Below are 12,716 nucleotides of genomic sequence, written 5' to 3' on the forward strand. Positions count from 1 at the left end.
GCGGGTGAACCTCATGTCCCACCACCGCCGAAGCACCCCAGGATTCTCATCCCGCCACGATGGCACCGCGAAGCGGCGTCATCACAACTTTTCCCAGAACCTCGATCGTGGCCTCCTGCTCGCGAACCTTCCGCCGCAGCCGGACCAACTCCTCACGCTCCGCAGTGGTCAAAGCCCCGGCGGGTCCCTCTCCGCGGTCGACCTTCGCCTGCTTCACCCACCCGCGCAGCCCTTCCGGACTCACGCCCAGATCCCTCGCGACCTCGGTGACCGTCTTCTCCGAGGACAACGCCAAGGCGACCGCGTCCCGCTTGAACTCGGCCGTGTACCGCTTACTCATGTTGCTCTTGCTACTCACTACCTGTGACTGCTTCCTCCGGGACCATCCGTCCCAGTATCAAGCTGTCCGGCCGGCAGGGGGAACCTCAACCGGCCCGCCCGCGACTTCCAGGCTGGGCTGGAGGAGACCGCCGACTGGTACCGGCGCAACGCCGATCGGTGGGCGCCGCTCTCCCGCAGCCCGCTCCCTGCCATGCCCTCCCCGCGCACCGCTCCGACCTCCGAAAAGGAGCGACAGCATGCCTGACCAGCCCCCGCGCCGAATCCTCGTGACCGGTGTCGGCGCCACCCCGGGCTTCGGCCTGGCCCTCAGCCTGCTCCGCCTCGGCCATCGCGTCGTCGCCGTCGACGCCAACCCGCTCGCCCCCGGCTTCTTCCTGGGCGACGTCTCGCCGTACCGCGTCCCGCTCGCCAAGGACCCCGACTACCCAGAGGCCATCATCGGCCTGTGCCGCGCGCTCACCGTGGACGCGATCGTCGCTGGCATCGAGAACGACCTGCCACCGCTGCTCGACCTGCGGCCCCGCCTCGAAGCCGACGGCGTACGCCTGTGGCTGCCCGACGCCAAGTCGGTGCACGACTGCATCGACAAGGCCCGCTTCCACCAGGCCGTCGCCGCGCACGGCATACCGACGCCCCGCACCTGGAAGCCCGATGACCTCAACCTGGTGCCCGCCGGCATCGAGCTGGTCGTCAAGCCGCGCAGCGGCCACGGCTCCCAAGGCGTGCACACGGTGACGTCGCTGCGGCACGCCCGCGTGCTGTGCGAACTGATCCCCGGCGCGATCGTCCAGGAACGCATCTACGGCACCGAATTCACTGCCGACTGCCTCGTGGACCGCGACGGCCGCGCCTCGGCGATCCTCCGCCGCCGCGACCTGGTGAAAGGCGGCTGTGTCGCCGTCTCCACGACGTTCGAGGACCAGGCCGTGCACGACTTGGTGGTGGACACGCTGCGCACCGTCCGCGCCCAAGGGCTGTGCTGCGTGCAGGGGTTCATCACCGACGACGGCCGGATCACGATCACCGAGCTGAACGTCCGCATCGCCGGGGGATACGCGCTGACCGAGGCGGCGGGTGCGGACCTCGTCGGCCAGATGGTCAACGGCCTGTTCGGCCTGCCGGTCGACCACGACCTGCTCACCTACCGCACCGGCGTGTTCCTCACGAACTACATGGAGACGCTGCGCGTCGGCGACGTCGCCGAGCTGGAGATCGCAGCCGCCCCGAAGGGAGCCGTCGCATGACGGCCGCCGTCAGGCCCGACGCCGGGCGCAACAATACGCCGTACCTGTACGGCGAGGAGGCCGCCGCGGTCGCCCGCGTGCTGGAGGGCGGCCAGTACGGGCACAGCGAGGTCACCGAGGAGTTCGAGAGCCGTATCGCCGCCTTCCTCGGCGTCCGTGACGCCGTTGCCGTCATGTCCGGCACCGCCGCCCTGCACACTGCTCTGCTCGCAGCCGGGGTCGGCCCCGGCCATGAGGTGGTCGTGCCGTCCATGACGTTCTGTGCGAGCGTCCAGGCGATCCTTGCCGTCGGCGCCACGCCCCGCTTCGTGGACATCGACCCGGTCACGCTGTGCGTCACCGATCAGCTCGTCATGGACGCCGTCACCGACCGCACCCGCGCCGTGATGCCGGTCCTGTTCGGCGGCCGGGCCATCGACTTCTCCAGCGTCCGCAGGGAGCTGGACGCGCGGGACATCGCCATCGTGGAGGACGCGGCGCACGCCTTCGGCTCCCGCAACCGCGCCCGCCGAGTCGGCGCCACCGGAGACCTGACCTGCTTCAGCTTTGGCCCGATCAAGAACCTGACGTGCGGGCAGGGCGGCGTCGTCGTCCCCCGCACCCGCGCCGAGGCCGACACGATCCGCCGGATCCGGATGCTCGGCGTCGTCCAGTCCCAGGCCGAACGCGGCCGCACGACCAGCTACCAGGTGGACGGCTTCGGGCTGCGCTACCAGATGTCCGGCATCAACGCCGCGATCGGCCTGGCCCAGCTCGACCACTTCGAGAAGGCTGAGACGACCCGCCGCATCCTGTGGCGCGCATACCGACGGGCGCTCGCCGGCCTGGACGGCGTGCACCTGGTCGACGTCCACCCAGACCGCTCCGTGCCGCACCTGTGCCAGGTCCTCATCCCCTACCGGGACGAGGTCCACGCGCAGATGAAGGCCCGCGGCATCGGCGTCGGCGTCCACTACCCGCCCAACCACCTGCAGCCCGCATTCGCCCAGTGGCGGCGCGACTTGCCCGCCACCGAGCAAGCCGGCCGCGAGGTGCTGACGCTGCCGTTCCACCAGCACCTCACCGAGAACGACATCGACCGGGTCGTCACCGTCCTCGGTCAGGCCCTCAAGACCGTGGGAGCCGCATCGTGCGCAAGGTCCTGACCGTCTGCCTCGGCAACTACTGCCGCAGCCCGTTCGCCGCCCTGGCGCTCGCCAAGCGGGGCGCCGGCGAACTCGAGGTGCGCTCCGCTGGGCTGATCGGGAAGTGGGAAGGCCAGCCCGCCAACGAGCAGATGGTCGAGGCCGCCAGGCGGCTCGGGCTCGATCTCACCGGCCACCGCGCGCAGCAGCTCACCCGGGAGATGCTCGGCTGGGCCAACAGCGTCCTGGCCATGGACGCCTCCGTGCTGGACGTCCTCCGCGAGATCGCCGACGAGGACGTGCAGCCCAAGCTCGCCCTGTACCTGGGCGACCGCGACGTCCCCGACCCGATGGGCAAGGATCAGGAGGCGTTCAACGCGTGCGCCGTCCTCATCGAGGCAGGGACGGCTCTTCACGTCGGCCAGCCCCAGCAGTGACCGGCTGCCCCTGCGCGGCGGCCAAGATCTCGTCCACCAGCCTGTCCGCCGCGTCAGGACGGCCGTACGCACGGGCCCGCTCCGCCATCGCCTGCCGCAAGTGGGCATCGGCCAGGAGCGGGCCCACCGCCGTCTGCAGATGGCCCGGCGTCACCTCGCCGGTCAGCGCGACCGCAGCCCCGGCATGCTCCAGGTGCCGGGCGTTGTGGACCTGCTCGTTGCCCGCCGACGATGCCAGCGGCACGAATACAGCCGGCTTGCCCAGTGCGGTCAGCTCCGCCAGCGTCCCAGCCCCACTCCGGGACACCACGACATCCGCCAGGGCGAGGACGTCGGGCAGCTCGCCGCTGACGAACCCCGCCAAGTGGTAGCGGGCCGCCAGCTCGGCCGGAAGCCCGGCCGCCCGCGCCCGCAGGCCCGCCTCGTTCGTGGGACCGCACTGGTGGATGAGGTTCGCCCGCTGCAGCAGCCACTGCGCCGACTCGCCGACCAGCTCGTTGATCTGCTGCGAGCCCTGGGCCCCGCCCGTCACGTACACCGTCGGCAGACTCCGGTCGAAACCCCACAGGCCGAGTGCCTGGACAGCCCGCTCCGCCTGTCCGGCCAGCACCTCGGGCCGCACAGGGTTCCCGGTCACCACGGCGACCGCCCGCGCCGACTCCGACAGCAGCTCCAGCGTCGATTCCGACGACACGCAGATCCGCGCGGCCGACGCCGCCAGCTTCCGGTTCGCCAGCCCCAGCCGCACCGTCTGCTCGTGCAGCACGAGCGGCCGGTGGCACATCCGCGCCGCCAGACCGGCCGGGACCGCCACGTAGCCGCCCGTCGCGAGGACGACATCCGGCTGGAACTGGTCGATGGCCCGCCGCGCCTGCAGCACGCCGAGCGGCACCCGCGCCATGTCCTTGACGTTGGCCGGTGACACCAGCTTGATCGGGTTCTTGGAGCGGCGGATCTTGCCGGTCGCCACCGTGGTGAAGGGAATGCCCTCGGCCGGGGCGACGCGCGCCTCCAGCCCTCCAGCCGTCCCGATCCACAGAGTCTCGAGTGCCCGCCCCTCGGCGGCGAGCCGGGCCTGCAACGTGCGCACCGCGGTCAGCGCGGGATACGTGTGTCCACCAGTCCCGCCGCCTGTGACGACGAGGCGGAAAGTGGCGCTGTGCATCGGGCTGCTCCTCGGCGAAACGGAGATCAGGCGAGCTGCCACCCTAGCGGCTACGGCAGCACCGCTCGCCCGCCTTCCGCCAATCCACGCCACGCGTCGACATCCGATCGACTCAGCCCACCCAGCCGGCGTCGTACACCTCGGTATCAGCCATGGTCGACGAGCGGAGGCAACAGACCATCGCCTGGCCAGAGGGCTTGCTCGGCCACGAGTTCGGCAAGGTACATATCGACCTCCGCCAGGACCGTCTCGCGCTCAGTGGCCCCGTAGACAAGGAAGTCATCGCCCGCCGCGTCGTAGGCGCGGACGTGACTGTGCGGCCCGGTGCACAGCAGGGCCCGCGCGATCTCGGGCAGGCCGAGGCTGAGGGCGTCGCACCGGCCGGCGTAGACGAGCTGGACCAGGTCGGCGGTGACGCCCTCCCAGTCGCCGACCTTCGGCCAGTCGGCACCGCCGCTCAGTTCGTGGGTGAGGGTGGCCAGCGGAATGATCTCGCCGGATCGACGCCCGCGGGTGAGGAGATCGTGGATGCGCGCGCCGTCGGGCTGGCGCACCTGCGGGTGCAGCAGGGAGGCGGCGGCCACCACCGTGGTGTTGATCTCCTGGGCGCCGGGGCCCGGGTAGTACGGCTCGTGCGCAACGAGGAGGTAGACGTCCGTGGTGCGGTTGGCCGGGCTGGATTCGGGCTGGGGCATGAGCACGGTTCCCTTCAGTAGTGAGGTGCCGGGCTTTGGGCGAGGCGTGGCCGGCTGGCTGCCCGGCGGGCACGGGCCTGACGGGCCCTCGTGCCCGCCGGGCGTCCTTTCGCCGGAGCAAGCCTCGGCGTGGATGCGCTCCAGGGTCTGGGTGACTTGGTCGGCGAGCTGGACCATTAGCCGTTCGCGATGGATGAGTTGGGCCGAGACCATGCGGGTGTCCTGGTCCTGGAGCAGGCCGGCGGCGTCCCACAGCAGGTTTTGGCCGATCTCGGCCGAACGGCGCAGCTCGTAGCGGTCGTTGTCGGCGGCGGCCTGGACGAGGTAGGTGTGCACAGCGGCCAGGCGCTGCAGGTACTGGCAGGCAGTGGCGTCTTCGACGCGTCGGACGTGTTCGCCGGCCCGTTCGTCGATCCGGTCGGGCAGGTGCTCGGCAAGCAGGGGTGCGAGCAGCATCGCCGGCAGCACGGTGTCGGCGGGGACGTCTCGGTTCAGGGCGAACAGGGCTGCGAAGAGGCTGATGACCCCCACGGCGGCGGCGGAGAACCGCACGGACACGGGGCTCGTACGGGTCAGGGCGATGCGGAGGGCGGGGCGCCTGGTCAGCCAGTACGCGGCCAGCCGCTGTGTCCTCGTCGCGCCCGGGGTGAGCACCCCGATCTGCTGTGGGCGTTCGGGCAGAGTGCCGTCACCGGGTACGGTCCAGGCCAGCCAGCCCCATCCGGTGCGCTCGTACACGAGCGCGGGCTCGCATGTGCCGGTGCATGCGGTGTCGCGGCAGACGTGGCCGGTCCGCAGCGCACGCTCCTGTTCGGCCTCCCACCTTCGGGGATCGCGGGCGAAGGGACGCAGAGGCGGCTGGGGTGTCATCCGGGGCGGTGTGTGGGTCGTGGCCGTCATTCGGTGCTCGCTTCCAGAGGATGGGTCAGGGCGGCGGTGCAGGTGGTGCAGCGGCCGTCGCCGTCGGGGTGAGCGCGGCGAGGGGTCGGCCCGGGGCAGGTGCGGCACGGGGGCCAGTCGAGGCAGGCCGGGCAGAGGTCTTCGCCGGGGGCGGTGCCGGGCTTGCCGCAGCCTGCGCATTCGACGAGGGCCCGGTAGGTGAGGGCTTCGCTCACGGTGCGGGCCGCCGGAGCCGCCGACGACTGGCGGGCCGGGAGCGCGAACGGCTCCTGAAGCACGGGCTCGTCGTGGCCGCCGGCGGCGGTGGCGGGTGGCGGGTAGGCCTGGGCAGCGCGGAGCCGTGCGGCGATGATCGCGCCGACGGAGGTGCGTACCGGCTTCGGCAGCGGCCGGTCGGCGATGACGTGCCGCAGCTGCTCGCGACTCCAGCCGGTCTCCAGCATCGCGGTCACGACGCGGCCTTGATCGGTCAGCGTCTGTCCGGTCAGCAGCAGCTCAGGACGAGCCGCCCCAAGGTCGAGCAGCAGCCGGATCCCCGGGTGCATCTCATCCGCCGCGAGCGGGGCCGGCGGGGGCGTCGGAGTCTGTGGCTGGTCCGTCCGCCCAGGTTCTCGCGCCGGTTCGCTGCGGCCGCACGGACGGAGGGGTCTGGTGTTCTGCTTGTTGGTCTTCTTTCTGTTGGTGTTCTTAGTGGGCCGATGAACCGATGTCGGGTTATCCACCGGTGGAAAACCCGACATCGGCCCGGACCTGCTGTTTCGCAGGCTGGGCAGGTCGGTGATGAAGTACGCGGCTGCGCCGAGGGTGCCATCGGGGTTGCGCCCGCGTTCCCTGAGCAGGAAGCCGTGCATCTCCAGTTCCTTGAGCCCGCTCTTCACGGCTGCCTCGCCGTCGCGGCTGCGGCGCGCCAGGTCGGTGACGGTCATCCGCCAGCCGTCCCGGTGCGTGCTGATCAGTCCGAACAAGCCCTTCGCCTTGAAGGACAACCGGGTGTCGCGGAAGAGGCCGTTGGCGATCTGGGTGAACTGGTCCGCCGCCATCACCCCGCGCCGGATCCCCGCCCCGAAGCGGCGACCCGCCTCGCCGGCCGGAACGGAGGCGAACGCCGTACCGGCCGCGTGCACGAGGTCGGTGTCCATGACCGCTGGTCGGTCCGTGATCGAGTAGACGATCTCGCCGAGCGTCCCGTTGTCGTGCCGGAGCTGTTCGCGGATGAGGTAGCCGTGTCGCTGCAGTTCGTTCAGGCCGGCGCGTACGGCGTCCCGCCCGTCGGGCCCGGCCCTGGCGAGGTCGGCGACCGTCACCTGCCAGCCGGTGGCGTGGGTGCTGATGTAGCCGAACAAGCCCTTCGCTTTGAAGGACAACCGGGTGTCGCGGAAGAGGCCGTTGGCGATCTGGGTGAACTGATCGGCCGCCATCACCCCGCGCCGGATCCCCGCCCCGAAGCGGCTCACCGCCGTGCCCCCGACGCATGCCGCGGGCGGTGCCCACGGCGGCACACCGGGCCCGCCGCGGTGGGGCGGCCGGGGGTCCTGGGCGTGGAGGCGTGCGTGCGTGCCATGGCGTCAGCTCACCGGCCGACCCCGACCAGGCTGACGGCCACGAGCCCCGACCATCGGTCACGATCCGGCAACGGAGCCGTCTAGCCTCGTACTTCGCAGGTCACCCGTTAGTGACGCCTGGGCGCATGATCGCCGCCCGTTCTCGACTGGTATCAAGCGGGCAGTGATACACGCACGTTCGGGCCGATCGCTGTCCGATCGGCTGTGACCACTTGATCTTCACGATCGGGTGACCTGCGAAGTACGGGTTTAGCTGCCGTGGTCGGGCTCATGGTCGGGCCAACCACGCACCTTCAGCCCGGGCGCTCAGCCGTTGCGCGGCCGACTGCGCAACCCCGGACGGCCGTTGCGCAATCGGGCTGCGCAACCGGTCGAGGATCCTGCGCAGTCGAGTTGTACGGGGGTGGCTGCGCAGTCCGCCCGCGCGCTCCTGATCTTCTCTTGCGCAGGTTCGGGTGGCCCACTGCGCAGGCGCCTAACGGGGCCCGGTCGGCTTCTGTCTGCGCATCGGTATCTGGGATTGGGTGGCCGAGCGGCACGTGATGGCACAGCGGTCGCCGGTCCGGGGAACGTGCACCGGACGCGGTGGCCTGTCGCCAGCTCGCGGCTGGCCCATCGTCGGGCCTGTGGTCGGGCCGACCATGGACTTCGTGTCCCCATCGTGACCATGGTCGGGGTCTCGTGGTCGGTGGTCGGGTCGGGGCCTGCGGGTTTTCTCAAGGTCAGCAACATCCGTTCTGACCTGGGAGTTTGACCATGTCTCCTGGCATGCGGGCCTCACAGGGCGAGGCTGCTGCTCCGATGGCGGCCGGTGTCTACGCACCCGGACGCGATGTAACGATCTACCACGACGGGATCTACGTCGGCGGCGGCCGGATGATCAACGCCGCCCGCCCGGGCACCGCCGTCCGGCTGGACTCGGTAGACGCCATGTCCGGCTTTGCGGGAGGAGCACGGCTGCCGTGACCACCACCCCACGCTCACCACGTCTGCTGCTGAGCACCGTCATCCTCGTCGTCGCCGGCATCGCCCTGCTGGGCGTGCCGCATAGTCAGCAGCCACCGTCCTCGGCGACATCCCGGCCTCGCGCGCGACCGCCGGTCCGTCTCCCTCGCCTTCTGCGGCCGCTGCATCTGCTGCCCGGCCGCCCGTTGGCAGGAGCGCATCCGCGATGCCTGCCGCATCGGCGCCGCCGGCCCGTGCATCCGCTCTGCCGCGCATGGCGAGGGCGCGGCCGGTGATCAGGTGATCCAGCGGTCGCTTCAGGCGGCCTGGCCCGCCGACCTTCCCGCCACCGATGAACGAAAGTTGCTCGCCGATGGCCGTGCGCTGCTGCGCGCGGACGCCACCAGAGTCGGCCGCGCAACGTGGCCGGGCCTCTTTCCCGACGCGGGCCAGGTGGCTCTGGCGGCGTTCGCCACCGCTCGCTTTCGCATCCAGGCCGCGATCGCCCGCCGCGGCCACAGCCCGGACACGGCGGTGGTCCACCTGGTGTGGGCGGGCACGGACCGCGGCGGGACCTTCACCGACCTGCGCATCACCGACTGGCACTTCACCCGCACCACCGCAAAGAAGGGGGCGTCCACGTGGACTCCGCAGCCCCGTACCTGACCGGCCGGGCCTCCGCATCGGCATCCGGGCAGGTGCTCGGCCTCGTCTCTGGCATCGTTCACACCGTCGGCTGGTTGATCACTTACTGGTGGGTGGTGGCCTTGGCCTCGCTCGCAGTCTGGGCCGCGGGCGAGGCGGTGATGCGTCATCTGGCGCGGAAGGCCTCGGCCGAACGGATGGCGCTGGAGCTCATACCGTCGCGGCACTTCGACCCTGATCTGGAGGAGATCTTCCGCCGGGGCGTTCAGCTCGCCCGAGCCTCGACGAGCATGCCGTGGTGGGCGCCGCGCCGGTCGAAGGCGGTGCAGATCCGGCTGCGCGCCGACGGCTCCAGCCCGCTGCGCTATCGCATCGAAGGCCCGGCCGGCGGCGAACGCCTGCTGTCGATCACGCCGTTCGGTCCGGACGTCACCGTGAACCGGGCCCGTCCCCTCGTGGACAAGCTCCGTGACCACGTGGTGCGGGCGGAGTTCATCCTGCGCGGCAAGCCGACCTCCCCCCTGCGTGAGGTTCCGCTGATCCCGGACCCGTTGCAGCCGCTGATCGACGCCGTCTCGGACCTGCGTGCCGAGCTGGGGGACCTCGCCGAGATCCGGCTCGACATTCAGCGCGCCCCCAAGTGGGCGCTAAGAGCGCGCCGTCTGCAGTTGATGAGCGACGCCCGTCGCGCGGAGCGGCGGGAGGCCCAGCGGGCCGCCCGGTGGGTGCGGCAGGACGCCACCGGCATCGAGGACTCGCTCACCTGGCAGTTGCAGCAGCTGGTAGCCGGCAAGAAGGGCGGGGGCGGGCGCCGGCTGGTCATGCCGCCCGTTCCGCGCCGGGTGGACCCAGAGGAGGCGCTGGGCAAGCTCGCCGAGGACGACCACCTGGTGCGGGTGCAGCTGCTGGTGATGTGCGCGTCGAACACCGAGGGCCGCGCCCAGGCCCGGCTCGCTCAACTCCAGGCCGCCCTGGATGTTTTCGGCGGCGGCTCGCGCTGGGCGATGCGGGGCTGGAGGGTAGGCCCCTGGCGGTTCGGGGCGGACCGCTGGCCCAGCCGGCGCGGCTTCGAACGCCGCTGGAGGCTGGGGCACTGCCAGCCACCCCGTCCGAACTGGGTCCGGCTGGAAGAGCTGACCGGCCTGCTCAAGCCGCCCACTGTGCACTGCCGACTGCCTCTGCTCGCTTCAGACCTGCCGACGTTCGAACATGGGGATCCCGAGCTGTTGCTGCAGGGGATCTACCGCGGTCCGGACGGCCGCCGGCGCCTGGTCGCCACCTACGCCAAGGAGACGCTGTTCGAGGTCGGGGTGGGCAAGGCGGGCGGCGGCAAGACGGAACGCGCCCTCGCCCAGGCGATCGGCTGGGCCCACTCCGGCGGCGGGCTGATGTTCGTCGACCCGCACCGCGACTCGTGGCCGCGTGCCCTGCCGTTCCTCGCCCACGACCACTTGATGCCGCGGATCGCGCTGATCGACCTCAACGCCAGCGGGCCTGCTGCGCAGCTCAGTTGCTGGAACCCGATCGGCATGCACCAGGGCCAGGTCGCGCACGAGGTCGTCGAGGCGACCGCCGACGCCTACGCGTCCGTGCTCGGCTGGGACGACGCCACCGCTCCCCGCGCGCTGACCATCTTCACCGCCGCCCTGGCGGTGCTGGTGGCCGTCAACGAGGCCGCCTGCCAGGCCGGGCGGCCGGAAGACCAGGCCACCGTCTTTCACGTGCGGTCCCTGCTGACCGACCCGGTCTTCCGTACGACGGCGCTCACCGCAGTCGAGGCACGCCTGGATGAGGAGACCCGCTCGTGGTGGCGGACGGTGTTCCCGACGCTGCCCACCGACGCGTTCGCCGTCGTCCTCAACCCGATCGCCCGCCTGGCCGCCAACCCCGTCACCCGGGCGTTCCTCGGGCAGCCGGCCGGTATCTACAACATCCGGGCCGCGATGGACTCGCGGATGATCGTGTGGGTGTGCCCGGGCGGGAACGGGCCCACCGACCGGCTGATCACCGCGCTGCTGGCCCGGGACCTGCTGCGGGCCGTGCGCTCCAGGAGGGACACCGCGGAAGAGCGGCGGGTGCTGTTCCGCCCGTACTTCGACGAGCTGATCACGCTCACGGGCGCGGCCCCGGAGACGATCGCCGCGATGTTCGAGGACTTCCGCAAGTACAAGGTCCACGTTCATGGCATGACCCAGCTGCTGGCCCGCCTTCCCATCCCGGTGCGGCTCTCCTTGGTGCAGAACGCCTCCACTCTGGCGTCGACCGCGGGGTCGCAGTCCGCCATTGCCCCGATCACCGCGGAGTGGGGCGATAGGCCCGGCCCGGATGTCGTCGCCGCGCTGCACCGATTCGAGCACTACATGTCGTTGACCGTCGAGGGCCGCCGGGTCGGTCCCGTCCAGATCACCGGCCCTCACCTGGACGAGGTGTTCGCCGACTACGCCCGCCGGGGCCAGGCCGGGACCCTGGAGCGCGCCGCGCGGGCCACGGCAGGTGCCCTCCCGCTGGGCCAGCTGACCAACCAGGCCGAAAACCAGCTCACCCGCGTAAGCGACTTCCTCGCCCAGCACGCCTCTGCCGTCAAGCCGGCCGTCCATCTGCAGAAGAAGGGATACAAGTGACCACCGCCTTCGAGGCCATGCCGTCGGGCCGTACGCCGAGCCCCATCGAACCGCTGCCGCATCAGCTCCTGGCCGTGCTCGGCCAGCACCGGATGGCGACCTCGAATCAGCTCCACGAACTGCTGCGGCCCGGCGCAGCGCGGCAGACCGTCTCCGCGCCACTCAACAAGCTGCGCCGCGACGGCCTGGTGGACTACACGGTGCTGCCGCAGTCCAACCGGTCCCGCGCCTGGTACCTGACGAGCGAGGGCGCTCGGCTGACCCGGGACTTCCCCGCCCTGCGCGGACGTCCCGCGTACCCGATCAACTCGGCCACGGCGGCCTCGCTGAAGACCCCGCACACCCTGACCGTGGTCCGCACCCACCTCGCATTCGTCACCGACGCCCGTCGGCGCGGCGACGAGCACGGCCACCTGGACTGGACACCGGAGGTCTCCCACCCGCTCAGCGACGGCGAGCGCATCATCACGGACGCGGTGATGCACTACACCCTGATCGAGGACGAGGAACGGACGAAGCTGCGGGCGTTCGTCGAGGTCGACCGGGCCACCATGGGCAGCGAGCGGCTCGCCTCCAAGCTGATCGAGTACGCGCGGCTGTGGTCGTACGAGCCGCAGCCCGCCGGCCGGCCACGCTCGCGGCAACCCGCCGCTGGCGGGGCGGTGTGGCTTCGCTGGTATCCCGTATTCCCTCGGGTGTTGTTCGTGCTGACCGGGGCCTCCCGGTACGTCCTGAGCCACCGGATCAACGACCTGCAGGCCATGACGGCCGAGCACCCCCTCGTGGGCACACTCGCCCGGCAGGTACCGATGGGCGCGGCCATCCTGGACGACCTCGAGGACCGGGGGCCCACCGATGACGTCTGGGCACCTCTAGCCGGCGGCGCTTCGAAACCCTGGACGCAGCTGTGACACCGCGGCCTTGCGGCCGCTCGTTCACCGCAGCGTCTCTGATTGGCTTAGCGAGCCTGAGCGTTGCTCAGCCTTGGGAGCCAATCGCCTTCGTGCCCTGGTACTGAACGACAGGAGCCGCCAGC

11 protein-coding genes are annotated in these 12,716 nt (G+C 71.2%); 7 read left to right on the plus strand and 4 right to left on the minus strand.

All coding sequences use genetic code 11. From position 1 onward, the window contains the following. Positions 1 to 46: 46 nt before the first annotated feature. Positions 47 to 358, minus strand: coding sequence for a transposase (locus tag AB0M27_RS44120; protein WP_365731338.1), 312 nt, complete (start codon positions 356 to 358; stop codon positions 47 to 49). A gap of 220 nt (positions 359 to 578) precedes the next feature. On the opposite strand from AB0M27_RS44120, the gene AB0M27_RS44125 reads away from it, so the two are divergent. The 3 genes from AB0M27_RS44125 to AB0M27_RS44135 are packed head-to-tail and all read left to right on the plus strand — an operon-like array spanning position 579 to position 3,147. Then, positions 579 to 1,586: an ATP-grasp domain-containing protein gene (locus AB0M27_RS44125; RefSeq protein ID WP_365731340.1), complete on the plus strand. Its 1,008-nt coding sequence runs from the start codon at positions 579 to 581 to the stop codon at positions 1,584 to 1,586. Continuing rightward, entirely contained in the window at positions 1,583 to 2,731 is a 1,149-nt protein-coding gene (locus AB0M27_RS44130; protein WP_365731342.1) for a DegT/DnrJ/EryC1/StrS family aminotransferase, read from the plus strand. The genes AB0M27_RS44125 and AB0M27_RS44130 overlap by 4 nt, the downstream gene beginning before the upstream one ends. Further along, a complete protein-coding gene (locus AB0M27_RS44135) occupies positions 2,716 to 3,147 on the plus strand; it encodes a low molecular weight protein-tyrosine-phosphatase (protein WP_365731345.1) in 432 nt (143 codons plus the stop codon). Before AB0M27_RS44130 ends, AB0M27_RS44135 begins: the two co-directional genes overlap by 16 nt. On the opposite strand, the gene AB0M27_RS44140 is transcribed toward AB0M27_RS44135, so the two are convergent. The 3 genes from AB0M27_RS44140 to AB0M27_RS44150 form a co-directional block, all read right to left on the minus strand. Next, complete coding sequence (locus AB0M27_RS44140; protein WP_365731347.1) at positions 3,101 to 4,312, minus strand: UDP-N-acetylglucosamine--N-acetylmuramyl-(pentapeptide) pyrophosphoryl-undecaprenol N-acetylglucosamine transferase; 1,212 nt, start codon at positions 4,310 to 4,312, stop codon at positions 3,101 to 3,103. The two genes, AB0M27_RS44135 and AB0M27_RS44140, sit on opposite strands and share 47 nt — an antisense overlap. Positions 4,313 to 4,458: 146 nt before the next feature. Beyond that, positions 4,459 to 5,907 (minus strand): hypothetical protein, encoded by a 1,449-nt coding sequence (locus AB0M27_RS44145; protein WP_365731349.1) that lies wholly within the window; start codon positions 5,905 to 5,907, stop codon positions 4,459 to 4,461. Further along, a complete protein-coding gene (locus tag AB0M27_RS44150; RefSeq protein WP_365731351.1) occupies positions 5,904 to 7,361 on the minus strand; it encodes a hypothetical protein in 1,458 nt (485 codons plus the stop codon). Before AB0M27_RS44150 ends, AB0M27_RS44145 begins: the two co-directional genes overlap by 4 nt. An 864-nt stretch (positions 7,362 to 8,225) precedes the next feature. On the opposite strand from AB0M27_RS44150, the gene AB0M27_RS44155 reads away from it, so the two are divergent. From AB0M27_RS44155 to AB0M27_RS44170, 4 genes are all read left to right on the plus strand, one after another. After that, positions 8,226 to 8,435, plus strand: coding sequence for a hypothetical protein (locus tag AB0M27_RS44155; protein ID WP_365731353.1), 210 nt, complete (start codon positions 8,226 to 8,228; stop codon positions 8,433 to 8,435). A 279-nt stretch (positions 8,436 to 8,714) separates the two neighbouring features. Continuing rightward, the gene (locus tag AB0M27_RS44160; protein WP_365731357.1) at positions 8,715 to 9,080 is read left to right on the plus strand and encodes a hypothetical protein; all 366 of its coding nucleotides are present in this window, start codon (positions 8,715 to 8,717) and stop codon (positions 9,078 to 9,080) included. After that, a complete protein-coding gene (locus tag AB0M27_RS44165) occupies positions 9,056 to 11,680 on the plus strand; it encodes an ATP/GTP-binding protein (protein ID WP_365731359.1) in 2,625 nt (874 codons plus the stop codon). Before AB0M27_RS44160 ends, AB0M27_RS44165 begins: the two co-directional genes overlap by 25 nt. Continuing rightward, a complete protein-coding gene (locus AB0M27_RS44170; protein WP_365731361.1) occupies positions 11,677 to 12,591 on the plus strand; it encodes a replication-relaxation family protein in 915 nt (304 codons plus the stop codon). Before AB0M27_RS44165 ends, AB0M27_RS44170 begins: the two co-directional genes overlap by 4 nt. The last annotated feature ends 125 nt before the right edge of the window (positions 12,592 to 12,716 follow it).

This window comes from Streptomyces sp. NPDC052107, assembly GCF_040680215.1.
In the GTDB taxonomy this organism is placed as follows: domain Bacteria; phylum Actinomycetota; class Actinomycetes; order Streptomycetales; family Streptomycetaceae; genus Streptomyces.